General features: G+C 60.7%; 22 protein-coding genes. 16 read left to right on the top strand and 6 right to left on the bottom strand.

The features are described 5' to 3' along the window. Positions 1 to 244 precede the first annotated feature (244 nt). Genes QMX88_RS12975 through QMX88_RS12960 form a run of 4 tightly spaced genes read left to right on the top strand, consistent with a single transcriptional unit; the run spans position 245 to position 4,342 of the window. On the top strand, positions 245 to 1,339 hold the full coding sequence (locus tag QMX88_RS12975; RefSeq protein ID WP_192171270.1) for a polyamine ABC transporter substrate-binding protein: 1,095 nt from the start codon (positions 245 to 247) through the stop codon (positions 1,337 to 1,339). A 56-nt stretch (positions 1,340 to 1,395) separates the two neighbouring features. Then, the gene (potA, locus tag QMX88_RS12970) at positions 1,396 to 2,538 is read left to right on the top strand and encodes a polyamine ABC transporter ATP-binding protein (RefSeq protein WP_282369842.1); all 1,143 of its coding nucleotides are present in this window, start codon (positions 1,396 to 1,398) and stop codon (positions 2,536 to 2,538) included. Then, a complete protein-coding gene (locus QMX88_RS12965; protein WP_037016213.1) occupies positions 2,535 to 3,455 on the top strand; it encodes an ABC transporter permease subunit in 921 nt (306 codons plus the stop codon). Before potA ends, QMX88_RS12965 begins: the two co-directional genes overlap by 4 nt. Further along, positions 3,452 to 4,342 carry an ABC transporter permease subunit gene (locus tag QMX88_RS12960; protein ID WP_192171268.1) on the top strand — a complete coding sequence of 297 codons (891 nt, stop codon included), beginning with the start codon at positions 3,452 to 3,454 and terminating at the stop codon, positions 4,340 to 4,342. Before QMX88_RS12965 ends, QMX88_RS12960 begins: the two co-directional genes overlap by 4 nt. A gap of 130 nt (positions 4,343 to 4,472) precedes the next feature. Here QMX88_RS12960 and QMX88_RS12955 read toward each other — a convergent pair whose 3' ends face one another. Continuing rightward, positions 4,473 to 6,872: a penicillin acylase family protein gene (locus QMX88_RS12955; RefSeq protein WP_282369838.1), complete on the bottom strand. Its 2,400-nt coding sequence runs from the start codon at positions 6,870 to 6,872 to the stop codon at positions 4,473 to 4,475. Positions 6,873 to 7,039: 167 nt separating this feature from the next. Between QMX88_RS12955 and QMX88_RS12950 the strand changes: the two genes are divergently transcribed. Beyond that, positions 7,040 to 7,981, top strand: coding sequence for an alpha/beta hydrolase (locus QMX88_RS12950; protein ID WP_282369836.1), 942 nt, complete (start codon positions 7,040 to 7,042; stop codon positions 7,979 to 7,981). Positions 7,982 to 8,025: 44 nt separating this feature from the next. On the opposite strand, the gene QMX88_RS12945 is transcribed toward QMX88_RS12950, so the two are convergent. Continuing rightward, complete coding sequence (locus QMX88_RS12945) at positions 8,026 to 8,766, bottom strand: DUF2059 domain-containing protein (protein WP_282369833.1); 741 nt, start codon at positions 8,764 to 8,766, stop codon at positions 8,026 to 8,028. 195 nt (positions 8,767 to 8,961) lie between these two features. Here QMX88_RS12945 and QMX88_RS12940 point away from each other — a divergent pair, with 195 nt between their 5' ends. Both QMX88_RS12940 and QMX88_RS12935 read left to right on the top strand, forming a co-directional pair. Continuing rightward, entirely contained in the window at positions 8,962 to 9,600 is a 639-nt protein-coding gene (locus tag QMX88_RS12940) for a 2OG-Fe(II) oxygenase (RefSeq protein WP_065987352.1), read from the top strand. A gap of 645 nt (positions 9,601 to 10,245) precedes the next feature. Further along, on the top strand, positions 10,246 to 10,683 hold the full coding sequence (locus QMX88_RS12935; protein WP_282369831.1) for a DUF4399 domain-containing protein: 438 nt from the start codon (positions 10,246 to 10,248) through the stop codon (positions 10,681 to 10,683). Positions 10,684 to 10,788: 105 nt separating this feature from the next. Here QMX88_RS12935 and serA read toward each other — a convergent pair whose 3' ends face one another. Continuing rightward, complete coding sequence (serA, locus tag QMX88_RS12930) at positions 10,789 to 12,018, bottom strand: phosphoglycerate dehydrogenase (RefSeq protein WP_192171263.1); 1,230 nt, start codon at positions 12,016 to 12,018, stop codon at positions 10,789 to 10,791. A gap of 170 nt (positions 12,019 to 12,188) precedes the next feature. Between serA and QMX88_RS12925 the strand changes: the two genes are divergently transcribed. The 4 genes from QMX88_RS12925 (at position 12,189) to QMX88_RS12910 (ending at position 16,236) form a co-directional block, all read left to right on the top strand. Beyond that, positions 12,189 to 13,583, top strand: a complete 1,395-nt coding sequence (locus tag QMX88_RS12925; protein WP_192171480.1) for an FAD-binding oxidoreductase — start codon at positions 12,189 to 12,191, stop codon at positions 13,581 to 13,583. A gap of 37 nt (positions 13,584 to 13,620) precedes the next feature. Further along, positions 13,621 to 14,289 carry a fumarylacetoacetate hydrolase family protein gene (locus tag QMX88_RS12920; protein ID WP_065987348.1) on the top strand — a complete coding sequence of 223 codons (669 nt, stop codon included), beginning with the start codon at positions 13,621 to 13,623 and terminating at the stop codon, positions 14,287 to 14,289. Next, positions 14,286 to 15,185: an SdiA-regulated domain-containing protein gene (locus tag QMX88_RS12915; protein ID WP_282369827.1), complete on the top strand. Its 900-nt coding sequence runs from the start codon at positions 14,286 to 14,288 to the stop codon at positions 15,183 to 15,185. The genes QMX88_RS12920 and QMX88_RS12915 overlap by 4 nt, the downstream gene beginning before the upstream one ends. 139 nt (positions 15,186 to 15,324) lie before the next feature. Beyond that, positions 15,325 to 16,236: an SdiA-regulated domain-containing protein gene (locus QMX88_RS12910; protein WP_282369826.1), complete on the top strand. Its 912-nt coding sequence runs from the start codon at positions 15,325 to 15,327 to the stop codon at positions 16,234 to 16,236. Positions 16,237 to 16,456: 220 nt separating this feature from the next. Here QMX88_RS12910 and rpiA read toward each other — a convergent pair whose 3' ends face one another. Then, positions 16,457 to 17,128 carry a ribose-5-phosphate isomerase RpiA gene (rpiA, locus tag QMX88_RS12905; RefSeq protein ID WP_192171260.1) on the bottom strand — a complete coding sequence of 224 codons (672 nt, stop codon included), beginning with the start codon at positions 17,126 to 17,128 and terminating at the stop codon, positions 16,457 to 16,459. A 154-nt stretch (positions 17,129 to 17,282) separates the two neighbouring features. Here rpiA and ilvA point away from each other — a divergent pair, with 154 nt between their 5' ends. Together ilvA and QMX88_RS12895 are read left to right on the top strand one after the other, a co-directional pair. Next, complete coding sequence (gene ilvA, locus QMX88_RS12900) at positions 17,283 to 18,797, top strand: threonine ammonia-lyase, biosynthetic (RefSeq protein ID WP_282369822.1); 1,515 nt, start codon at positions 17,283 to 17,285, stop codon at positions 18,795 to 18,797. A gap of 61 nt (positions 18,798 to 18,858) precedes the next feature. After that, complete coding sequence (locus tag QMX88_RS12895) at positions 18,859 to 19,287, top strand: DUF2269 domain-containing protein (protein ID WP_282369820.1); 429 nt, start codon at positions 18,859 to 18,861, stop codon at positions 19,285 to 19,287. An 81-nt stretch (positions 19,288 to 19,368) separates the two neighbouring features. Here the strand turns inward: QMX88_RS12895 and QMX88_RS12890 are convergent, their stop codons facing one another. Continuing rightward, positions 19,369 to 20,025 carry an HAD family hydrolase gene (locus tag QMX88_RS12890; RefSeq protein ID WP_282369818.1) on the bottom strand — a complete coding sequence of 219 codons (657 nt, stop codon included), beginning with the start codon at positions 20,023 to 20,025 and terminating at the stop codon, positions 19,369 to 19,371. A 166-nt stretch (positions 20,026 to 20,191) separates the two neighbouring features. On the opposite strand from QMX88_RS12890, the gene QMX88_RS12885 reads away from it, so the two are divergent. Next, positions 20,192 to 20,671 carry an RNA pyrophosphohydrolase gene (locus QMX88_RS12885; RefSeq protein WP_062379340.1) on the top strand — a complete coding sequence of 160 codons (480 nt, stop codon included), beginning with the start codon at positions 20,192 to 20,194 and terminating at the stop codon, positions 20,669 to 20,671. 21 nt (positions 20,672 to 20,692) lie between these two features. Further along, the gene (gene ptsP / locus QMX88_RS12880) at positions 20,693 to 22,972 is read left to right on the top strand and encodes a phosphoenolpyruvate--protein phosphotransferase (RefSeq protein ID WP_122533979.1); all 2,280 of its coding nucleotides are present in this window, start codon (positions 20,693 to 20,695) and stop codon (positions 22,970 to 22,972) included. A 133-nt stretch (positions 22,973 to 23,105) separates the two neighbouring features. Here the strand turns inward: ptsP and QMX88_RS12875 are convergent, their stop codons facing one another. Further along, on the bottom strand, positions 23,106 to 23,852 hold the full coding sequence (locus tag QMX88_RS12875; RefSeq protein ID WP_282369806.1) for an NRDE family protein: 747 nt from the start codon (positions 23,850 to 23,852) through the stop codon (positions 23,106 to 23,108). Between the two features lie 266 nt (positions 23,853 to 24,118). Here QMX88_RS12875 and lgt point away from each other — a divergent pair, with 266 nt between their 5' ends. After that, a complete protein-coding gene (gene lgt, locus QMX88_RS12870) occupies positions 24,119 to 24,925 on the top strand; it encodes a prolipoprotein diacylglyceryl transferase (RefSeq protein ID WP_122625513.1) in 807 nt (268 codons plus the stop codon). Positions 24,926 to 24,944: the final 19 nt, after the last annotated feature.

Below are 24,944 nucleotides of genomic sequence, written 5' to 3'. Positions count from 1 at the left end.
TGTGGGAGTGAGCTTGCTCGCGATGAGGGCAGTGCATACGACGTTAATGTCTGCTGACGCCCCCTGATCGCGAGCAAGCTCACTCCTACAGGTTTTGCGTCACCCGTCATGACACCCGCGTCACAAAAAGTTTTTTTGCGAGAAGGGTTTATCGAAGGTAAGTTGCGCGCCGGATGGGTCACAGGCAGTCGTTACTGTCATCGGTACGGGCAACAGGCCCACCTACTAAAAAAGGACTGCACACGTGTCTATTTCTTTATTTTCAAAAGGCTTGCTGCTCGGCGCCGGGCTCACGCTCGCGGCCGGTGCCTACGCGGATTCCACCGTTCGCATTTATAACTGGTCCGATTACATCGGCACCACAACGCTGGAGGACTTCACGTCCACCACCGGCATCAAGACCAAATACGACGTCTTCGACTCCAACGAAACCCTGGAAGGCAAGCTGCTGGCCGGCCACACCGGTTATGACGTGGTCGTCCCATCCAACCACTTCCTGGGCAAGCAGATCAAGGCGGGGGCGTTTCAGAAGCTCGACAAATCACAGCTGCCGAATTACTCCAACCTCGACCCCGAACTGCTCAAGCGCCTGGAAAAGAACGACCCGGGCAACCAGTACGCCGTGCCGTATCTGTGGGGCACCAACGGCATCGGCTACAACGTCGACAAGATCAAGGAAGTGCTGGGTGTCGACACCATCGACTCTTGGGCCACGCTGTTCGAGCCCGAGAACATCAAGAAGCTGCAGAAGTGCGGCGTCGCGTTCCTCGACTCGGCTGACGAGATGCTGCCCGCAGTCCTTAACTACATGGGCAAAAACCCGAATAGCACCGACGAGAAAGACTACAAAGCCGCTGAAGCCAAGCTGCTCAAAGTCCGCCCGTACGTGACCTATTTCAACTCGTCCAAATACATCACTGACCTGGCCAACGGCGACATCTGCATCGCAGCCGGTTTCTCCGGTGACGTCTTCCAGGCCAAGGCCCGTGCCGCAGAAGCCGGCAAGGGCGTCAACATCGCTTACTCGATCCCGAAAGAGGGCGGCAATCTGTGGTTCGACATGCTCGCCATCCCGTCGGATGCGCCGGACGTGAAGGCCGCGCACGCGTTCATCAACTACATCCTCAAGCCTGACGTAATCGCCAAGGTCAGTGACCAGGTGGGTTATGCCAACCCGAACCCGGCTTCGGGCGAGCTGATGGATCAGGAAATTCGCAACGACGAGGCGGTTTACCCGTCGAAGGAGATACAGGAGCGCCTGTACGTCAACTCCGAGCTGCCGCCGAAGATCCAGCGCGTCATGACGCGCAGCTGGACGAAGATCAAAACCGGTAAATAAAGACCTTGGCGCCCGACCCCATTGGCCGGGCGCAAAAACAGTTGGGAGTTTCACCCATGGCAGTTGCCTCCGGCGCCTACAAGAAATCCCTTGAGGGTGGTCAGCAACCGAAACAGGTGCTGGTCAAAATCGATCGGGTCACGAAAAAGTTCGATGAGACGATTGCTGTGGACGACGTGTCTCTGCAGATCAACAAGGGTGAAATCTTTGCCCTGCTCGGCGGCTCCGGCTCGGGGAAATCCACCCTGCTGCGCATGCTTGCCGGCTTCGAGCGCCCGACCGAAGGGCGCATTTACCTCGACGGCGTCGACATCACCGACATGCCGCCGTACGAACGTCCGATCAACATGATGTTCCAGTCCTATGCGCTATTTCCGCACATGACCGTGGCGGACAACATCGCTTTTGGCCTCAAGCAGGACAAGCTGCCCAAGGCCGAAGTCGAGGCCCGCGTGGCCGAGATGCTCAAGCTGGTGCAGATGACCCAGTACGCCAAGCGCAAACCGCACCAATTGTCCGGCGGTCAGCGGCAGCGTGTGGCGCTGGCACGTTCGCTGGCGAAGAAGCCGAAGCTGCTGCTGCTCGACGAACCCATGGGCGCACTGGATAAAAAGCTGCGTTCGCAGATGCAACTGGAGCTGGTGGAAATCATCGAGCGCGTCGGCGTGACCTGCGTGATGGTGACCCACGACCAGGAAGAGGCCATGACCATGGCCGAGCGCATTGCGATCATGCACCTGGGCTGGATCGCGCAGATCGGCAGCCCGATCGATATCTACGAAACCCCGACTAGCCGCCTGGTGTGCGAGTTCATCGGCAACGTCAACCTGTTCGACGGCGAAGTCATCGAAGACATGGAAGGCCACGCGCTGATCAGCAGCCCTGAGCTGGAACGCAAAATCTATGTCGGCCACGGCGTTACCACGTCGGTGGAAGACAAGCGTATTACCTACGCGCTGCGTCCTGAAAAGTTGCTGGTGACCACCGAACAGCCGACGTTCGAGCACAACTGGTCGCGGGGCAAAGTTCACGACATCGCCTATCTGGGCGGTCACTCGGTGTTCTACGTGAAACTGCCGTCGGGCAAGCTGGTGCAGTCGTTTGTCGCCAACGCCGAACGTCAGGGCACACGACCGACCTGGGACGATGAAGTCTTCGTCTGGTGGGAAGACGACAGCGGCGTGGTATTGCGCTCATGAAAATCCGAAAAATAAAACGGGCTTTCAATCGAATAAAACCCACCGGGCGCCAGGCCGTTATTGGCGTGCCGTTCCTGTGGCTGTTCCTGTTTTTCGCGCTGCCGTTTCTGATCGTCATCAAGATCAGCTTCGCTGAAGCGGACGTGGCGATTCCGCCGTATACCGAGATCTTCACCTACGTCGAGCAGAAGCTCGACATCGTGCTCAACTTCGCCAACTACGCCCTGCTGACCAGTGACGACCTGTACATCTCGGCGTATCTGGGCTCGTTGAAGATGGCGTTCATCAGCACCGTGCTGTGCCTGTTGATCGGCTATCCGATGGCCTATGGCATCTCCATCGCCCGCAAAGAAATGCAGACGGTGCTGTTGCTGCTGATCATGATGCCGACCTGGACTGCGATCCTGATCCGCGTGTACGCGTGGATGGGCATCCTCAGCAACAACGGTCTGCTCAACGCGTTTCTGATGTGGTTGGGCGTGATCAGCGAGCCATTGCAGATACTCAACACCAACCTCGCGGTGTACATCGGCGTGGTCTATTCGTATCTGCCGTTCATGATTCTGCCGCTGTACGCGAATCTGGTGAAGCACGATCAGAGCCTGCTGGAAGCCGCATCGGACCTGGGTTCGAGCACTTTCAACAGCTTTTGGAAAATCACCGTACCGCTGTCCAAGAACGGCATCATCGCCGGCTGCATGCTGGTGTTCATTCCGGTGGTGGGCGAGTTCGTCATCCCTGAACTGCTGGGCGGCCCCGAGACGCTGATGATCGGTAAAGTGCTGTGGCAGGAATTCTTCAACAACCGTGACTGGCCGGTAGCGTCGTCGCTGGCAGTGGTGATGCTGTTGATCCTCATCGTGCCGATCATTCTGTTCAACCGCAGTCAGGCCAAAGAGCTGGAGGGCAAGGCATGAGAGGCTTCCGATTCTCGAACCTGATGTTGGTGCTGGGCCTGATCTTCATCTACGCGCCCATGGTCATTCTGGTGATTTACTCATTCAACGCCTCCAAGCTGGTGACGGTCTGGGGCGGCTGGTCGGTGAAGTGGTACGTCGGGCTGCTCGACAACACCCAACTGATGAGCGCGGTCATGCGCTCGCTGGAAATCGCGCTGTATACGTCGATTGCGGCGGTGGCGCTGGGCACCATGGCGGCGTTCGTGCTGACGCGGATCACCCGATTCAAGGGCAAGACCTTCTTCGGCGGTCTGGTCACCGCGCCTCTGGTGATGCCGGAAGTGATCACCGGCCTGTCGCTGTTGCTGCTGTTCGTGGCGATGGCGCAGTTGCTCGGCTGGCCCGAGGAGCGTGGGATCGTCACCATCTGGATCGCTCACACGACGTTCTGTGCGGCGTATGTGGCGGTGGTGGTGTCGGCGCGTCTGCGTGAGCTGGACATGTCCATCGAAGAAGCAGCAATGGACCTGGGTGCGCGGCCGTGGAAGGTGTTCTTCCTGATCACCATCCCGATGATCGCGCCATCGCTGGCGGCGGGGGCGATGATGTCCTTCGCGCTGTCGCTGGACGACCTGGTGCTGGCGAGCTTCGTCTCCGGCCCGGGGTCGACCACCCTGCCGATGGAAGTGTTCTCGGCGGTGCGCCTGGGCGTGAAGCCTGAGATCAACGCGATTGCCAGCCTGATTCTGCTGGCGGTGTCGATCGCGACCTTCCTGGTGTGGTTCTTCAGCCGCCGGGCGGAAAACAACCGCAAACGCGCCATTCAGCTAGCCATCGAAGAAGCTGCGGCAGACGGCTGGAAACAGCCGGACCTGCGCCGTGCGAAGGTGGTCGAGTCGGTTTGATAGTAGGACCGGCTTCAGCCGGGAAGAGGCCAGTGCGTGCGCTATGGATCTGCGGCGTAACGCACTACGCCTTCCCGGCTAAAGCCGGTCCCACAAGTTGGGGCTCCAGCTAGACCCACCGTTCATACGGTTATCGCCCCGGCACCAACCTCAACACCTCTTTGCTGTTCCCCGGCACATCTCCCTCGCTAAACCGCTCCGGCGCGTACTCGCCGTTGACGTAGCGCTGCGCCTGATCGGCGTAGTGCTTGTCGAACAGCACGCCGCTCTGGCCCACCGGGTTGATCCCCAGGGCGTGGGCCGGGTCGGCGAAATCGATGAGGCGGCGCGTCGATGGTCCGTAAGTCACCGGCCACGGCGCGGGGCCCATGCTCGCTGACAGGTTGTTCGGCACCTCATGTGTACCGGGCGCCGCGAACGGCCCGACGTTGAACAGCATGTCCAGCGGCGGTTGTTTGCCCAACGGATGTTCATGGGTCAGCGTGTGCGCCTTGCCCCAGGTCCATTCATCCGGGTTCTGCCCGTACAGCGATTTCAAATGTGAGACCGCTGCGTGCCAGGCGACCTTCACCGTGTTGTCGCGGCTCTCGGGCTCTCGAGAATGGCGATTGTTCCACCACGGCGAATCGGCGTCGGCAGCCAGTCGCGGCAGGGCCAGGTCAATGAGTCGTGTCGACAGCAGCGTCGTGAACATCCCGTCGCTGAGCTCGTCATGGAAGACTTGGTCGGTCAGGTTGAACAGGAACTGGTTGAACAGCGTTGCGCCCACCAAATCCACGGAGTACTCCCCGTTCCACGCCGCCAATCGCTCCAGTAAATCGTGCTCTTCCGGCTCACTCACCACACGGCGCAGCACCGGAATCAGCGGCGTCAGAATCTGCGCGGCGTAATCCGTCCGCGTGCCGAGCTGCAGCGCCTTGCTGTTCTCCAGATTCCATTTCACCTTGTCGTCGCTCAACTGGTTATTCAACTGGCGACCGCGCTCGGGAAGATTGTAGTAGCCCGGAATCTCCATCCCCGTCGGCGACACCGGCTGGAAGTTCGCCGAGACGATATAACCCCGCGCCGGGTTTTCTTCCTGCGGGTTAGCAGTGAAGGGGTAGAAGCCATTCTTGTCAGCCTGCTCGGAGCTGCCGTCGAGAATGAAGTTCGGATTCACCCCCGCAGGTCGCTTTGGCAACTGCGCCGCCGCCCACCAGCCGATATCGCCGCGAGCGTTGGCGTAGACGATGTTCAGGCCCGGCGACTGAATCTTCTCGGCGGCGCTGTGCATCTTCTCCAGCGTGTCGGCGCGGTTGGCTTCGTAGAAGCCCTGCAGGATCGGGTTGTCCGACTCGAGAAACGACCACCACATCGCAATTGGCGTGTCGCTCGGCTGTTGCGCCCCATTGGCGCCCAGCGCGTCATTGACGATCGGGCCGTGGGGTGACTGCCGCAAGGTGATCGTGACGGGGGCTTGACCCTTGACGTCGATCTGCTCGGTGCGTGAGGTCATGTCCACCCAGGCGCCGTGGTACCAGACTTGGTTGGGATTATCGGGGTTGGTCTTTTCACCGATCAGGTCCAGATCGTCGTTCTGGAACATGGTCAGGCTCCAGCCGAAATCCAGATTATGGCCGAGCAGCGCGAAGGGATTGAGCGCCTGAAAATGCCCGTACAGCTCGAAACCCGGCGCGGTCAGCTGGGCTTCGTACCAGACCGCCGGCACCGAGAAACGAATGTGCGGATCACCCGCCAGCAACGGTTTGCCACTCTCGGTGCGGCTGCCGGACACCGCCCAGGCATTGCTGCCCTCGAACTGCGGCAGGCCGGCTTTCTCAAGCGCCTGCTGGCTGAGCAGTGCCAGGTCATTGAGGCCTTTCCAGTCGTTGCTCGTCAATGCAGGGGACTGGCCAAGGCCCCCTTGCGGCCGCCAGCCCATGTCGAAGACTTTCAGATACTCCGGGCCCAGTTGATCCCGCACATAGGTCATCAGCGGTTCAGTGCGAAACGCCGCCGCGAAGCTGTAGGCCAGATAACCGCCGACGCTGAGGGTGTCTTGCGCCGTGAACGGCCGCTCGCGAATGCCCAGCACGTCGAACTCGACCGGTTTGGGATGCGTCGCCTGATATTGATTGATGCCGTCCAGATACGCTTGAAGCGCCTTCCACGCCGGCGTGTTTTTGTCCTGGCGCGCGACATAGGCATCGGCGTGCTCGCGGATGCGCAGGCTGCGGAACAGCTTGTCGGTGTTGACCAGCTTGGGGCCGAGGACTTCAGCCAGCTCGCCGCGCGCCAGCCTGCGCAGGATTTCCATCTGGAACAGGCGGTCCTGAGCGTGAACATAGCCCAGCGCGCGGTACAAATCGTCTTGGTCGTCGGCACGAATATGCGGCACGCCGCGCTCGTCGTAACGCACGGTGACCGGGGCCTGCAGCCCTGCGAGTTTGATCTCGCCATCGCGGACCGGCTGCTTGCCGTGGATGTACCAGGCGCCCGCGCCCCCGATGAGCACCAACACTGCGACGACGACATAAAGGCTGCGTTTCATCCGGGGGCTCAAATGAGAATCGTGAAGGTTTTGCAGGCTACAGATTTGTCTCGCGACTGGGTAGACGGACCGCCTATGGATTTAGGCCGCGTAACTTGCCACGCCGCAGCGGACAGATGACACTTCCGTGCGGCCGCTTCCCACACACACCCTCATCTGGAATTCCGATGTCTGACACGTTCGATCCCGATCACCTGCGTGCTGAGCTGTTGCCGCTGAGCGTGTCCCAAGCGCCATCTGAAGAAGCGCAGGCTTATCAGCGTTTCTACGGCCTGAACGCGCTTGGCCCGAATGGTTTGATCAGCAGCCGAATCGGGCGCTTTGAAGTGGGCGGTTACGACATTGTCACGCAGCTGTGGACGCCCGAACAGCCGGTCGGCACGCTGGTGCTGATGCATGGGTTTTACGATCACATCGGCTTGTATCGTCACGTCATCGACTGGGCATTGGGGCTTGGGCTGGCGGTGATTGCCTGCGACCTGCCGGGCCATGGATTGTCCAGTGGGGCGCGGGCAAGCATTACCGACTTCGCGGAGTATCAGGCGGTGCTGGATCGGCTTTTTGTCGAAGCCGAAAGCCTCAACCTGCCGCAGCCGTGGCACCTGTGTGGGCAAAGCACCGGCGGCGCGATTGTCATCGACCACTTGCTGCATCACGGCGACGCCAGCCCGGTGCAAGGTCAGGCCATCTTGCTGGCGCCGCTGGTGCGGCCGCGTGGCTGGGCCTTGTCGAAACTCAGCTATTACCTGCTGCGCGGCTTCGTCAAAGCCATCGACCGGCGCTTCAGCGAAAACTCCAACGCCCCGACCTTTCTGCCGTTCCTGCTGGCGGATCCGTTGCAGCCGCGGCGCCTGCCGACCGTCTGGGTGGGCGCGCTGGCCAAATGGATCGAGCGCATCGAACGCGCGCCCCGCAGCCGCCGCAGCCCGCTCATCGTGCAGGGCGAGTCGGACATGACCGTGGACTGGAGACATAATCTGCCAGTGCTCAAGGACAAGTTCGCCGAGCCGCAGATTTTCATGCTGCACGAAGCGCGGCATCACCTGGTGAACGAGTCACCCGAGCTGCGGGCGCGGTTTTTTGAGTTTCTGACGCAGCGGATGGGGTAGGGCTCGGAGGGCGGGTTTCCCGACTGAAGTCGATCCCACTGATGTTATTTGACAGTCTGCCCCACCGCCAATCCCGCGCGAACGGCGGCCAGCGCGGCGTTGTAATAGGCCTTGCCCTCGTTGGACTCGGCGAAGGTCGCGAACTCGTCCAGCTCCCCGTCCGACAGGTCGCGGTACACGTAAAGCAGCGTGTTGTTCACGTCCTTGCCGATCTGCCCCATGAGCCGCTGACGCTGACTGTCGAGCATCGCCTGGGTCGTGCCGCCGCCCATCAGGCCCGGAATCATTGAACTCAGGCTGTCGGCGGCGACGCCCGCAATCGCCATGCTGACCTCGGCGCCGGCTTCCTTGGCGGGGAGCGCGTTGGCCAGGTGGCCGATGATCAGCAGGCGGTTGTCGTCGGCCTGGATGTGCGGCAGGCCTTGGGCGTTTTTGGCCAGTTGGTCCGGGCGCGTCGCAGTGAGCTCGGCGTTGACGATCTTACGGCCCAGGGGCGACTGGAAAAACTGCAGTGCAGGGTTCGGGTCTTGCAGCGTCTGGCGCAGCATTTGCTCCCCGCGCTGATCCATCGCCTGGGGCGCGAAACGCTGATTGCTGTTGCTCACCAGGGCGTCGAACACGGCCGGTGGAAGGCTGTTGCGGTAACGCTGCTGAGCGGCTTTCAAGGCATCGACAAAATGAGCGCGTTGTTCCGGCCAGCCGGCGAGCTTGTACAGCTGATCGTGGCCGTCTGCCCAGGCGGGCAAAGTGCAGAACATCAACAGCAGGAAAAACAGACGGCGCATTAGAGACTCCTGTCGGCAGGCCGCCATTCTCGGTGGGGCAGCGGGGATTTGTCGAGTTAACACTTGCCAGACCCCGCTAAAAACCGTGGGTTCGATCAGTGGTCGGGCAAAACCGCCGGGCGTATTCAAACCCGCAAAAATATTCCTCATTCGCCGGACTGCAGGCCCTGTCGGATTAATCGGCGTATGGATACTATGCGCGCCATGCGCATATCCCCTGATCACCCGCTGCTGTTGCGAATCGTCGACGACCTGGCCGAGCGTGGCTGGTCGCAGCAGAACATCTTCTTGCCCGACACTCTGACCCGAGAGCTGGCGCTTGAATGCCGCACGCGTGCCGTTCAGGGCGAGCTCGCACCTGCTGCGGTGGGACGCGGGCCGGCGCAGGAGGTTCGAGAGGGGATTCGCGGCGATCACATTCAGTGGCTGGAAGCGGGGCAGGCCGAACCGTGCGATCGCTATCTGGATCTGATGGAGAGCTTGCGTCAGGCGCTGAACCGAGGCCTGTTTCTGGGCCTTGAGGACTACGAAAGCCACTTCGCGCTCTATCCGCCGGGGGCCTTCTATCTCAAGCACGTGGACCGTTTTCGCGATGACGACAAACGCATGGTCTCGGCGGTCGTCTACCTCAACGACGGCTGGTTGCCAGAGCACGGCGGCCAGTTGCGGATGTACCTGAAGGACGGTGTCGAGTATGACGTGCAACCCACCGGCGGCTGCCTGGTGGTGTTCCTTTCGGGCGACATGCCCCACGAAGTCATGCCCTCGACCCGCGAGCGGCTGTCACTGACCGGCTGGTTCAGGCGGCGCGGGAACGAGCCGTTTGAGCTGTAGCAGGCACACCCACAAGTCCTGCAGCAGCCGGAGATGGCAAGCCGACCCCGATCCCGTGGGAGCGAGCTTGCTCGCGAAGGCTTACTTTCCGTCTACAGAGAAAGCGGCTGAATGAGCTGGCCTCTTCGTGAGCAAGCTCACTCATACAAGTCCTGCGGCAGCCGGAGATTACAAGCCGACCCCCGATCCCGTGGGAGCGAGCTTGCTCGCGAAGGCATAGGTTCATTCCCCAGAGAAAGTAGCTGAATGTGCTGGCCTATTCGTGAGCAAGCTCACTCCCACAAGTCCGGCGGTAGCCGGAGATTGCAAGCCGACCCGCGATCCCGTGGGAGCGAGCTTGCTCGCGAAGTGGCCCAGACATCCGCTACATATTGAGCGCCTGAAATGCCGCCTTCGTGAGCAAGCTCACTCCCACATGGACGGTGTTTGCTGCGCAACAGCGGCGTGACGGCTCCTACAGGCTTTGTGGTTTCTGCCCGACACCGCTCGGTCCAACATGAAATCTTCTACATCCAGCCACTCGGCGAAATACTTCGCGGCCAACCGCAGCTAAGGTAAAGGTCGGTCCCGAGCGGTTGTCTGTCGGGGTGAAGAGGCTTCGACTCCCGAACCCGCCAGCCGCACATCGATAAAAACGGAGAGATCATGAAGACGTTATTCGCTAGAACTGCCCTGACCGGACTGCTGCTGGGGGCGAGTTTCCTGGCCCAGGCCGCCGACATCCCTCGCACGGCATCGCCTGCAGGCGCCGAGGTTTACATTATCTCGCCGAAGGACGGCGCGACGGTCAATGGCGCCTTCAAGGTGCAGTTCGGCCTCAAGGGCATGGGCGTCGCCCCGGCCGGCGTTGACGTCCCGGACACCGGCCATCATCACCTGCTGATCGACGTCAAGGATCAGCCCGACATGACCGCGCCGCTGCCGACCACCGACAACATCCGCCACTTCGGCAAGGGCCAGACCGAAACCGAGCTGAACCTGACGCCGGGTCAGCACACCCTGCAACTGCTGGTCGGCGACAAGAACCACGTGCCGCTGAACCCGCCGGTCGAGTCGCAGAAGATCACCATTACGGTGAAATGACTCACCGCAGATGGGTCGTCTCACGTACAGCCCGCGTGATGCGTGATTTGCGCAAAAAAAAGGAGACCCTAAGGTCTCCTTTTTTATCATCTCGAAACCACCGCTTTAGAACAGAACGCGGCTACGAATGGTGCCTTTGATGTGCTGCAGTTTCTCTTGCGCCAGATCGGAGTACTCGGCGTCGACGTCGATCACCACATAACCGACTTTCTCGTTGGTTTGCAGGAACTGACCCGAGATGTTGATGCCGTTTTCAGCGAAGACCTTGTTGATCTCCATCAGCACGCCCGGGATGTTCTCGTGGATGTGCAGCAGACGGTGCTTGCCAGGGTGAGCCGGCAGGGCGACTTCCGGGAAGTTGACGGAAGAAACCGACGTACCGTTGTCGCTGTACTTGACCAGCTTCTCTGCCACTTCCAGACCGATGTTGGCCTGGGCCTCGGCAGTCGAACCGCCGATGTGCGGGGTCAGGATCACGTTGTCCAGGCCGCGCAGCGGGCTTTCGAACACGTCGTCGTTGGAGCGTGGCTCGACCGGGAACACGTCGATGGCCGCGCCGATGAGGTGCTGATCCTTGATCGCGTCAGCCAGGGCGTCGAGTTCGACCACCGTGCCGCGCGCCGCGTTGATCAGGATGGCGCCCTTCTTCATCGTGCGAATTTCTTTCTCGCCGATCATCCACTGGGTTTCGTTGGTTTCCGGAACGTGCAGGGTGACGATGTCGGCCATGCCCAGCAGCTCGTTCAGGCTGGAAACCTGAGTGGCGTTGCCCAGCGGCAGCTTGGTCAGGGTGTCGTAGAAATACACCTGCATGCCCAGGCCTTCAGCCAGGACCGACAGCTGAGTGCCGATCGAGCCGTAGCCGATGATGCCGAGCTTCTTGCCGCGAATTTCGAACGAGTTGGCCGCGCTCTTGATCCAGCCACCGCGGTGGCAGGAAGCATTCTTCTCCGGGATACCGCGCAGCAGCAGGATGGCCTCGGCCAGCACCAGCTCCGCCACCGAACGGGTGTTGGAGTAGGGGGCATTGAACACAGCGATGCCGCGTTCGCGGGCTGCGTTCAGGTCAACCTGGTTGGTACCGATGCAGAAGCAGCCGACCGCGACCAGTTTCTTGGCGCTGTCGAACAGTTCTTCAGTCAGTTGGGTGCGGGAACGAATACCGATGAAATGAGCGTCGGCAATCTTTTCCTTCAGTTCGGCTTCCGGCAGAGACTTGGTGTGGTACTCAATGCTGGTGTAACCGGCGGCCTTGAGGACGTCGACCGCGGACTGGTGGACGCCTTCGAGAAGAAGGAACTTGATCTTGCTCTTGTCGAGGGAAGTCTTGCTCATCTGCGTAAACCTGTGTCCCGGAGAGAAATGGCAGTAAGTGAAGCGCGCGCAAATCGGCCGAAAGCTCGATTGGCGGGGGGCGTATGCTAGCATATGCACCCCGCGAAACACCCCATTCCTGGACGTGAGCCGTTCTCAGGATGACCATGAATTGTTCGAGAGTTCTGTTGATGACCCATCCTGCGCTGATAGATGAGCTGAAGACCCTGGTTGAGCCCGGCAAGGTCCTGACCGACGCCGATTCCCTCGAAGCCTACGGCAAGGACTGGACCAAACATTTCGCCCCGGCGCCCACCGCCATCGTCTTTCCCAAGACCACCGAACAGGTGCAGGCCATCGTCCGCTGGGCCAACGAACGCAAGGTAGCGCTGGTGCCGTCGGGCGGCCGCACCGGATTGTCCGCCGCCGCCGTTGCCGCCAATGGTGAGGTGGTCGTCAACTTCGATTACATGAATCAGGTGCTCGAACTTAACCTGACGGATCGCACTGCCATCTGCCAGCCAGGCGTGGTCACCAAACAGCTGCAGAATCTCGCGGAAGAAAACGGCCTGTATTACCCGGTCGACTTCGCGTCGTCAGGCTCCAGCAATATCGGTGGCAACATCGGCACCAACGCCGGCGGGATCAAAGTGATCCGCTACGGCATGACCCGCAACTGGGTCGCGGGCCTCAAGGTGGTCACCGGCAAGGGCGACCTTCTCGAACTGAACAAAGACCTGATCAAAAACGCCACCGGCTACGACATGCGTCAGCTGTTCATTGGCGCCGAGGGCACACTGGGCTTTGTGGTGGAAGCCACCATGCGCCTGGACCGCGCGCCGAAAAACCTCACCGCGATGGTCCTCGGGACCACTGATTTCAACGCGATCATGCCGGTGCTGCACGCGTTCCAGAGCAAGCTCGACCTCACCGCATTCGAATTCTTCTCGGACAAGGCGCTGGCCAAGGTCATGGCGCGCGGCGACGTGCCGTCCCCGTTCGACACCGAATGCCCGTTCTACGCGCTGCTGGAATTCGAAGCGACCACCGAAGAAGTGGCCAACCACGCGCTGGAAACTTTCGAGCACTGTGTCGAGCAAGGCTGGGTGCTGGATGGCGTGATGAGCCAGAGCGAACAGCAACTGCAGAACCTGTGGAAACTGCGCGAATACATTTCTGAAACCATCTCCCACTTCACGCCGTACAAAAACGACATCTCGGTCACCGTTTCGAAGGTCCCGGCGTTTCTCGCTGAAGTGGACGCGATCGTTGGGCAGCATTACCCGGATTTCGAAATCGTCTGGTTCGGTCACATTGGCGACGGCAACCTGCACCTGAACATCCTCAAGCCGGAAAACCTGAGCAAGGACGAGTTCTTCGCCAAGTGCGCGACGGTGAACAAGTGGGTGTTCGAGATCGTCCAGAAGTACAACGGCTCGATCTCCGCGGAACACGGCGTCGGCATGACCAAGCGTGACTACCTGCACTACAGCCGGTCGCCGGTGGAAATCGAATACATGAAGGCCGTCAAGGCGGTGTTCGACCCGAACGGCATCATGAACCCCGGCAAAATTTTCGCGGTGTAAGCGGTTCCCCATTACAACAAGCATTTCAGGAGCGCTCATGAGCTATCAGCACAAGTACGTCGACGGCACCAAGGTTCACTTTCCGCTCGGTAAAGTCGTCTGCATCGGCCGCAATTACGCCGAGCACGCGAAGGAGCTGGACAACCCGGTCCCCACCGAGCCGCTGCTGTTCATCAAACCGGGCAGCTGCGTGGTCGGAATCGAGGGTGGCTTCAGCATTCCTCAGGACCGGGGTTCGGTGCACTACGAAGCCGAGATCGTCGTGCTGATCGGCAAGCCGCTGAGCAAGAACCCGAGTCGTGAAGAAGTCCTCGACGCGATTTCCGGCTTCGCCCCGGGCCTGGACCTGACGCTGCGCGACGTGCAGTCGAAGCTGAAAGAGAAAGGCCTGCCTTGGGAAATCGCCAAGTCCTTCGATGGCGCGGCCGTCATCGCGCCGTTCGTATCCGCTGACGCTTACCCCGATCTGACCGACATCGCCATCCGCCTGACCATCAACGGCGAAGTCCGCCAGGACGGCAACAGCAGCCACATGCTCAACCCGATCGTGCCGATGATCCAGCACATGGCCTCGCAGTTCTCGCTGCAGGCCGGTGACCTGATCATGACCGGCACGCCGGCCGGCGTAGGGCCGTTCACTGTTGGCGATGAGATCGTGCTGGAGCTGACCGGCCAGAGCCGCTTCGAAAGCGACGTACGCGGATGACACAGCGTAAAAGCCGTCTGCGTTTCCGTTGGTGGTGGTTGCTCGTTGCAGCGCTGGTGATTTTGGCCGGTCTGTCCCTGGCCTGGCACTGGGACGATCGCGGTTTGTTGTGGCTGCGCGAGCGCAACGTCACGCCGGCCGAGCGCGCAGCGGGCATCTGGCTGCCGGATTACAAGGTCGACATCGACGCCAAGCCGTTGGCCGGCATGGAAAAGGACGAGGCCTCAGACCTGTCTTACGACCCGTCGACCAAAACCCTGTATTCGGTGATGGGCAAAAACCCCTTTCTTTCCGAGATCACCCTGACCGGCGACGTCATTCGCAAGATCCCGCTTCAGGGGTGGGGCAACCCCGAGGGGGTTGCCGTTCTGGGCGACGGGCTGATTGCCATCGTTGATGAGCGTCAGCACCTGATGACCATCGTCCACGTCACGCCCGAAACCAAAACCCTGAACATCGCCGACTTCCCCAAGTACGATCTCGGTCCGTCGAAGGATCAGAACAAAGCCTTCGAAGGCATCGCCTGGGACCCGCGGGATCAGCAGTTCCTGTTTGGCGAAGAGCGTCCGCCGGCGCTGTACAGCTGGAAGGCCGATGGCAGCAGCGAGGTGAGGGGCGAGAAGCGCAAGCTGATCAACGACAACCTGATCGTGCGCAATCTGTCGTCCCTGTACGCGGACCAGAAGACTGGTCATTTGCTGGTGCTGTCCGCCGAGTCGCATATGCTGCTGGAGCTGGACGGCAAGGGAAATCAGGTCAGCTTCATGACCCTGCTGCACGGTTTCAATGGCCTGAGCGAGACCATCCCGCGCGCCGAAGGGGTGGCGATGGACGAAAACGGCACCATTTACATGGTCAGCGAGCCCAACCTGTTTTACACCTTCAAGCGGCAGTAACGCCGGGCCGGTATCGGCCTGATCGTCTGCCCGCTCTCGCTTGAGCTCTGAAAAGCCGAAACGAGAGGTCACATGGCTTTCAGTTTGGCTTCAGAATACGGTGCTATTAAAACCGCCCCACTGAAGTCGAGCCCCCTGCATGCGTCGTGTTTCCCCGTTCCAGAGCGTCGTGCTCACGTTACTTGTCCTGTTGCTACTGACCGCGTCGTTCTTCGTGGCGCGCGAGTACCGGGTCATCGAGCGGCTCTGGTTCAACTGGTACGTGTTCTGGCAATCCAGCGACGCCCAGGCGCTGGGGCTCGACGCGTACGACGTCGAGATTGAGGCGCGGGTCATCGACGGCCTGAAGGCTAACGTCTCGGCGCTCAGCTTCGATCCGCAGCGCAAAACCCTCTTCACCGTCACCAACAAAAACCCCGAGTTGGTCGAGTTGAGCCTGGAAGGGCGGATTCTCAGACGAATTCCCCTGACCGGGTTCGGTGACGCCGAAGCGGTCGAGTACATCAGCCCCGGGATTTACGTCATCAGTGACGAGCACAGTCAGCGGCTGATCAAGGTTCACGTGGATGAGGACACGACGTTCCTCGACGCGGCCGATGCCGAGCAGCTGACCCTGGGCATCGACGCCGGCGGCAACAACGGTTTTGAAGGCTTGGCCTACGATAATCAGGGCCGTCGGCTGTTCGTCGCCAAAGAGCGGCGGCCGGTGCAGATTATTGAGGTGCGCGGCTTTCCTGACGCCGGAACCCATTCCCCAAACATCCTGGAAGTGACGTCCAGCAAGCAGCGGGATGCGGGCCTGTTCGTGCGCGACCTGTCCAGCCTGCAATTCGATGAGCGAAGCGGGCACTTGCTGGCGCTGTCGGACGAGTCGCGGCAGATTCTTGAGCTGGACACCGAGGGCAAGCCGGTCGCCAACGTGTCGCTGACCAAAGGCAGCATGGGCCTGAGCAAAAGCGTGCCCCAGGCCGAAGGCATCGCCATGGGGGACGACGGCACCTTGTACGTCGTGAGCGAGCCGAACCTGTTTTATGTATTCAAGAAGCGCTAATCCGGCCGGATCTGGCGAGGATCGAGCGAGCGACGAATAACTTGTGGGAGCGAGCTTGCTCTGGGCCGCATCCGGACGAAGGGGTGGTACATCCGCTGAATTTTCAGCGGCTGCACTGCAGTCTTCGTGAGCAAGCTCACTCCCACAGTGACGAGCACGGCAGGGTTATCTCGGTGGTCGGGAAGTCCTCTTCAACCGGATCAGCCTTGCCCCGCAACCATTAGCGCTTGAGGGTTTTCACGCCTTCCTGGGTACCCAGCAGCAGCAAATCCGCCGGGCGCGCGGCGAACAGGCCGTTGGTGACGACGCCGACGATGTTATTGATCTGCGCTTCCACTTCCGCCGGATTGGTGATGTTCATGTTGTGCACATCGAGGATGATATTGCCGTTGTCCGTCAGCACGCCGTCGCGGTAAACCGGGTCGCCGCCCAGCTTCACCAGTTCGCGGGCTACGTGGCTGCGGGCCATCGGGATCACTTCGACCGGCAGAGGAAATGCGCCCAGCACCGGCACCAGCTTGCTGGCATCCGCGATACAGATGAAAGTTTTGGCCACGGCGGCCACGATCTTCTCGCGGGTCAGGGCCGCGCCGCCGCCTTTGATCAGGTTCAGGTGCTCGTCGCTTTCGTCGGCGCCGTCGACGTAAAACTCCAGATCGCTGACCGTGTTTAGCTCATACACCGGAATCCCGTGGCCCTTGAGGCGCGCAGCCGTTGCGTCGGAGCTTGCGACTGCGCCGTCGAACGCGCCTTTGTGCAGGGCCAGTGCGTCGATGAAGCAATTGGCGGTAGAGCCGGTGCCCACGCCCACGATGCTTTTGTCGTCGAGTTTCGGAAGGATGAAATCGACAGCGGCCTGGGCAACGGCCTGTTTGAGTTGATCCTGGGTCATGCGAGGTGGGCTCCGGTTACAGGGAATAGCGATAGGTCCGAGGGCCGGCAGTATAACGACATGCCGTCGTCAAAGCCTGAGTCTTGATGTGGTCGTGCGCCGGGGCGAGGGGTAGACTTCCGGGTCTTGCCCCTTCGCCAGCGATTCTTCCCCGATGCTCGAGCACTACGTCAAAAAAATCCTCAACTCCCGTGTCTACGACGTTGCCGTGGAAACCCCGCTGCACGCCGCCCGCCAGCTGTCTGCGCGCCTGGGCAATAACGTGCTGCTCAAGCGCGAAGACTTGCAGCCGGTGTACTCCTTCAAGATTCGCGGCGCGTACAACAAGCTGGCGCAGTTGAGTCCGGAAGAACTGGCGCGGGGCGTGGTGACGGCATCGGCGGGCAATCATGCCCAAGGCCTGGCGCTGGCGGCAAAGACGCTGAACGTGGCGGCGACCATTGTGATGCCGAAGACCACCCCGGAGATCAAGGTCGAAGGCGTGCGCTCTCGGGGCGGAAAAGTCGTACTCCATGGCGACTCCTTTCCCGAAGCGCTGGCGTATTCGCTGAAACTGGTCGAGGAACACGGCTACGTCTATGTCCACCCGTATGACGACCCCGACACCATCGCGGGGCAAGGCACCGTGGCGATGGAAATCCTGCGTCAGCATCAGGGGCCATTGGATGCGATCTTCGTCCCGGTGGGTGGCGGCGGGTTGATTGCCGGTATCGCGGCGTACGTGAAATACCTGCGCCCGGAGATCAAGGTGATTGGCGTCGAGCCCGATGACTCCAATTGCCTGCAACAGGCCATGGCCTACGGTGAGCGCGTTGTGTTGCAGCAGGTCGGGTTGTTCGCCGATGGCGTCGCCGTGGCGCAGATCGGGCAGTACACCTTCGAGATCTGCAAGGATTACGTCGACGAAGTGATCACGGTCAGCACCGATGAAATCTGTGCGGCGATCAAGGACATCTACGATGACACTCGCTCGATCACCGAACCCGCCGGCGCCCTGGGCGTGGCCGGGATCAAGAAGTACACCGAACAGTACGAAGTCACCGGGCAGACCTTCGTCGCCATCGATTCCGGCGCCAACGTCAACTTCGACCGCCTGCGCCATGTCGCCGAGCGCGCTGAGCTGGGCGAAGGCCGTGAAGCAATCATTGCGGTGACCATTCCGGAACAGCCGGGCAGCTTCAAGGCGTTTTGCGAGGCGATTGGCAAGCGGCAGATCACCGAATTCAACTACCGCTACCACACCGACCGCGAGGCGCACATCTTCGTCGGCGTGCAAACCCACCCCGACACCGACCCGCGCAAAGCCCTGATCGCAAGCCTCACGGAACAGGGTTTCCCGGTGCTCGACCTGACCGACAACGAACTGGCCAAACTGCACCTGCGGCACATGGTCGGCGGGCATTCGGAACGGGTCAACGACGAGGTGGTGCTGCGCTTTGAATTCCCCGAGCGGCCGGGTGCGCTATTCAACTTTCTGAACAAGCTGGGCGGGAAATGGAATATTTCGATGTTCCACTACCGCAATCACGGCGCCGCGGATGGCCGAGTGGTGGCGGGGTTGGTGGTGCCGGAGGATGAACGGCATCTGGTGCCGCAGGCGCTGGCAGAGATTGGGTATCCGTATTGGGATGAAACCAGGAACCCTGCGTACAAGCTGTTTCTGGGATAACAGCAGCGGCATGCGACTGGCTGCTACGCTTCAAACACAGCCATACAGGGACACGAACACAATGGAACACTTCGCTGCACTGAAAATCCTGCACATCGTCAGCACGGTGCTGCTGTTCATCTGCGCGCTGGGGCTGGTTGTGTGGATCGTGCGCGGCCGTCGGGCTGGCGATGCGAAGGTGCAGAACCGCGCCATGCAACGACCATGGGCATTTGCCTGGCTGCTGATGGGCGTGTGTTTACTGACCCTGCCAATCAGCGGCTGGTGGCTTGTCCACTACGCCGGCTGGCCGCTGGGACAGACCTGGCTGCTGGCGGCGAGTGTGCTGTATCTCTTCGGCGCCTTGAGCTGGGCCTGGCTGGCGGTGCGAGTCAATCGCCTGCGCCGGCCAGTCATCGTGGGTAATTCCCGCTTCACCTTGGCGATGGCCATTTTCAGCGTCGTCTGCTTCGTGGCGATTGCCGGTCTGATGGGCGCCAAACCGGTCTAAACCTCAGTCATCCAAACTGACGCCAGCGCAGATGTCCCTGCGGATAAAGGACGGTGGGAGCGAGCTTGCTCGCAAAGGCTTTCAATCGCGCAGTGAAATCACCGGCCAGCCGCGACGGGTGGCGTCGGCGCGCAGCTTTTCATCAGGATCGACTGCGACCGGATTAGCCACCTGCTCCAGCAATGGCAAATCGTTCATCGAATCGCTGTAGAACCAGCTGTCATCGAGATTGAAGCCATTCTCTTCGATCCAGCGATTCAGGCGGGTCACTTTGCCCTCGCGGAAGCACGGCACGTCAGTGGTGCGCCCGGTGTAGCGGCCGTCGACGATCTCGCATTCGGTCGCCAGCAAGGTGTCGATGCCCAGTCGGGCCACGATCGGCGCGGTGACAAAACGGTTGGTCGCCGTGATCACCACCAGTTTGTCGCCAGCGTCCCGGTGCTTGGCGATGAGGGCCATGGCTTTTGGCAGGATCAGCGGCTCAATGCAGTCGCGCATGAATTCCCGGTGCCATTCGTCGAGCTGCGTCATGTCGGTGCGGCCCAGAATCTCCAGGCTGAAGTTCAGGTAGTCGGTCAGGTTCAGGGTGCCGGCCAGATAGTCCTGATAGAAAGCATCGTTGCGTGCCTTATAGGCAGCGCCGTCCAGGATGCCGCGTTCGCACAGGTAATCGCCCCAGGCGTGATCGCTGTCGCCGCCGAGAAGGGTGTTGTCGAGGTCGAACAGGGCCAGGCGCATGGGCTTTACTCGCTGAATTATCAGAAAAAAGAGCACAAGAATACGAGGTTTGCCCGAGAGATCGCATCTATTAATGCAGTTGTCACGATAAGCTGTCCCAGCCTCGTTGCTGCCTTCACGATCTTTGTGGAACAATGCGGCGACATGCGTTTGCGAGGTTGTAGCCGTGATCGACCCCGATGGTTTTCGCCCTAATGTCGGGATAATTCTGACAAATGATGCTGGCCAGGTTTTATGGGCTCGGCGCATCAATCAAGACGCCTGGCAGTTTCCGCAGGGGGGTATCAACCCTCAGGAGACCCCGGAAGACGCGCTTTACCGTGAATTGAATGAAGAAGTCGGGCTGGAACGGCATGATGTTGAAATTCTTGCCTGCACCCGGGGTTGGTTGCGCTATCGTCTGCCGCAACGATTGGTCCGTACCCACAGCCAGCCGCTGTGCATCGGCCAGAAGCAAAAATGGTTTCTCCTGCGCCTGATCTCCAATGAGCAGCGGGTGCGGATGGATTTGACCGGCAAACCGGAGTTCGATGGCTGGCGTTGGGTCAGTTATTGGTACCCGTTGGGCCAGGTGGTGACATTCAAGCGCGAGGTATATCGCCGCGCACTCAAAGAGCTTGCCCCGCGCCTGTTGGCGCGCGACTGACACGGAGTTCGACCCCGAGCCATGCTCAATACGCTGCGCAAGATCGTCCAGGAAGTTAACTCCGCCAAGGATCTCAAGGCGGCGTTGGGCATTATTGTGTTACGCGTCAAAGAGGCCATGAGCAGCCAGGTCTGCTCAGTCTATTTGCTCGATCCTGAAGCGAACCGCTTCGTGCTGATGGCCACCGAAGGCCTGAACAAGCGCTCCATCGGCAAAGTCAGCATGGCCCCGAACGAGGGCCTCGTGGGTCTGGTCGGTACGCGTGAAGAACCGCTGAACCTCGAAAATGCTGCCGATCACCCTCGCTATCGCTACTTTGCTGAAACCGGCGAAGAGCGTTATGCGTCGTTCCTCGGCGCGCCGATCATCCACCACCGCCGGGTTGTGGGCGTTCTGGTCATCCAGCAAAAGGAGCGCCGCCAGTTCGACGAGGGCGAAGAAGCCTTCCTCGTGACGATGAGCGCGCAACTCGCAGGCGTCATCGCCCACGCGGAAGCCACCGGCTCCATCCGCGGGCTGGGCCGTCAGGGCAAAGGCATTCAGGAAGCCCGATTCGTCGGTGTGCCGGGTTCGCCGGGCGCTGCGGTCGGTACCGCGCTGGTCATGTTGCCGCCGGCTGACCTCGAAGTCGTCCCGGACAAAACCGTCTCTGATATCACCGCTGAACTCAAACTGTTCCAGACTGCGCTTGAAGGCGTTCGCAATGACATGCGTACCCTTTCGGCGAAGTTGGCGACGCAATTGCGCCCAGAAGAGCGCGCGTTGTTCGATGTGTACCTGATGATGCTCGACGATGCGTCGCTGGGCAGTGAAGTCACCAACGTCATCAAGACCGGCCAGTGGGCTCAGGGCGCCTTGCGCTCGGTGGTCAACGAGCACGTCAAACGCTTCGAGCTGATGGATGACGCCTACCTGCGTGAGCGCGCATCGGACGTCAAAGACCTCGGTCGCCGCCTGCTCGCCTACCTTCAGGAAGCGCGTCAACAAACCCTGGTCTACCCCGATAACACCATTCTGGTCAGCGAAGAGCTGTCGCCCGCCATGCTCGGCGAGGTGCCGGAAGGCAAGTTGGTGGGGCTGATTTCGGTACTCGGCTCGGGTAACTCCCACGTCGCGATTCTGGCCCGGGCCATGGGCATTCCCACGGTCATGGGCGTGGTGGACCTGCCGTACTCGAAAGTCGATGGCATCCAGCTGATCGTCGACGGCTATCACGGCGAGGTCTTCACCAACCCCTCCGAGATCCTGATCAAGCAGTACTCCGTCGTCGTCGAAGAGGAGCGTCAGCTTTCTCAAGGCCTCGACGCGCTGCGTGAATTGCCCTGCGTGACCCTCGATGGCCACCGCATGCCGCTGTGGGTCAACACCGGCCTGCTGGCGGACGTGGCCCGCGCGCAACAGCGAGGCGCGGAAGGCGTTGGCCTGTACCGCACCGAAGTGCCGTTCATGATTCAGCAGCGCTTCCCGAGCGAGAAGGAACAGCTCGCCATCTACCGTGAGCAACTGGCGGCTTTCCATCCGCTACCGGTGACGATGCGAACGCTGGACATCGGCGGTGACAAGTCGCTGTCGTATTTCCCGATCAAGGAAGACAACCCGTTCCTCGGCTGGCGTGGCATTCGCGTCACGCTGGATCATCCTGAAATCTTCCTGGTGCAGACCCGCGCCATGCTCAAGGCCAGTGAAGGCTTGAACAACCTGCGGATTCTACTGCCGATGATTTCCGGCACCCATGAAACCGAAGAGGCTCTGCACCTGATCCACCGGGCGTGGGGCGAAGTCCGCGATGAAGGCACCGACGTCCCGATGCCTCCGGTGGGCGTGATGATCGAAGTCCCGGCGGCGGTCTATCAGACCCGAGAGCTGGCGCGTCAGGTGGATTTCCTGTCTGTCGGTTCCAACGACCTGACCCAGTATCTGCTGGCGGTCGACCGTAACAACCCGCGGGTGGCGGATTTGTACGACTATCTGCACCCGGCTGTGCTCCAGGCCTTGCAGAGCGTGGTGCGCGATGCCCATGCCGAAGGCAAGCCGGTGAGCATCTGCGGCGAAATGGCCGGTGATCCTGCGGCGGCGGTGCTGCTGATGGCGATGGGCTTCGACAGCCTGTCGATGAACGCCACCAACCTGCCGAAAGTGAAGTGGATGCTGCGTCAGATCAACCTGAGCATGGCCAAGGACCTGCTGGCCCAGTTGATGAAGAACGACAACCCGCAAGTGATCAGCAGCTCGTTGCAGCTGGCGCTGAGGAATCTGGGCCTGTCGCGGATGATCAATCCGGGGTCTGTGAAGGGGCATTGACGGCTGGCGCTGCGCTGCTTTTAGTGGGACCGGCTTTAGCCGGGAAGAGGCCGGCTTGAACACCCTAGGATGTTGGGCGTGACACAAGACGCTTTCCCGGCTAAAGCCGGTCCTACTAAAACCTTGATGCAGGCTAAACCTGCAGGTCCACCTCACCCAATCTCCCGCCATACGGCCCGAAGCTGCGCTCGATCAGGCGCCTGCTGCCATCTGCATTGACCAGTAACACCGTGCTCGCCCGCGTGCCGTAATTTGGGCTGGCAATGAACACGCTCGACAATAACTTTTCCGTCGCAAGGCCTACGCCGGTGCTCGGCAGTTCAGCCTCTGGCGCAGGCGCGTGATTGATGAGAAAGCCAAACAGCGCTTCAGGATCTGGATTCTCCAAATGTTCAGACAGCGCCGCTTTGGCTTTCACCAGTTTCGGCCACGGCGTATCGAGGCCTGCGTTGGACACCCCGTAAACGCCCGCTTCCAGACGGCGGGGTATCGGATCGTTCCCGTTGAGAAAATGCAACTGCTGACGATCACCCACCAGCAGGTTGAACCCACCGTACTCAGACGACCGCGTCGCGATCTCACTCAAATACTCATCCATGGACACATCGCTGGTCAAAAAACGAGCTACCAATTCGCCCCGCGAACGGCGGCCAGGCGGTTTGCCCGGTTCGCGGATATTGGTCAGAGCGGCAAAGCGTCCGTCAGCATTGATCCCCAGCCATGTCCCGCCCGCTTCAAGATCGCGCCCGGCGTAGACCTGCGGCGCGTCTTCCCACTGCGCCAGCGGCAGAGTAGGGCGGGCGTAGAACTCGTCACGGTTGGCCGCCAGAATTAGCGGCTGAGCGCGAGATGGCCGCCAGGCGAAGACGATAAGGCACATGGATGACTCCTTTTTGCGCCACTTTACCCACCCCGCACGCCGACATCCATCGCACGCTGCTAGAGCGGATTGGCGCGGTCCGGTAACATGCCGCACTGTTTTTGAGAGATGTCCGCGCCATGCGTGGCGACATCGTCGGCGTGCGAGACTTTCATCGCGGTCGCTCTTGCATCAGATTTCATCATTATTGGGTGGCACTACCTGCTACCGCCGCCGCATAGTTCTGCTTCGTCGCTCAATGAGCGCTTCTATTTCAAGGAGTCGCAATGCTGCCTTACCCGCAGATTGACCCGGTAGCCGTGGCCATCGGTCCGCTGCAAATTCACTGGTACGGCCTGATGTACCTGGTCGGTATTGGCAGTGCCTGGTACCTGGCATCCCGTCGCCTGAATCGCTTTGACCCGACGTGGACCAAAGAAAAGCTCTCGGACATGATTTTCTGGGTCGCCATGGGCGTCATCGTCGGTGGCCGTCTCGGCTACGTGCTGTTCTACGACCTGCCCAACTACATCGCCAACCCGCTGCTGATTTTTGAGGTATGGAAGGGCGGCATGGCGTTCCACGGTGGCTTCATCGGCGTGATGATCGCGACGTACTGGTTCGGCAAGCGCAACGGCAAGTCATTCTTCCAGCTCATGGACTTCATCGCCCCTATGGTGCCGATTGGTCTGGGTGCCGGGCGCATCGGCAACTTCATCAACGCCGAGCTGTGGGGCAAGCCGACTGATCTGCCCTGGGCCATGGTGTTCCCCACCGACCCTGCGCAACTGCCGCGCCACCCGTCACAGCTCTACCAGTTCGCGCTGGAAGGCGTGGCCCTGTTCGTCATTCTTTATTTCTACTCCCGCAAGCCGCGTCCGACCATGGCCGTTTCCGGCATGTTCGCGCTGTTCTACGGCATCTTCCGCTTCGTGGTGGAGTTCGTCCGCGTGCCGGACGCCCAGCTGGGTTATCTGGCATGGGGCTGGGTCACCATGGGGCAGATCCTCAGCCTGCCGATGATCATCGGCGGCCTGGTGCTGATCTGGCTTGCCTACCATCGCGCGCCCGCTGCCAACAACGCTGCGGCGTGACGCGCCGGGTACATTTGCT

This window comes from Pseudomonas sp. PS02290, from assembly GCF_029960075.1.
Lineage (GTDB): Bacteria > Pseudomonadota > Gammaproteobacteria > Pseudomonadales > Pseudomonadaceae > Aquipseudomonas.
The sequence above is the reverse complement of the archived record's forward strand: the minus strand, read 5'-3'. Positions and strand labels throughout refer to the sequence as shown.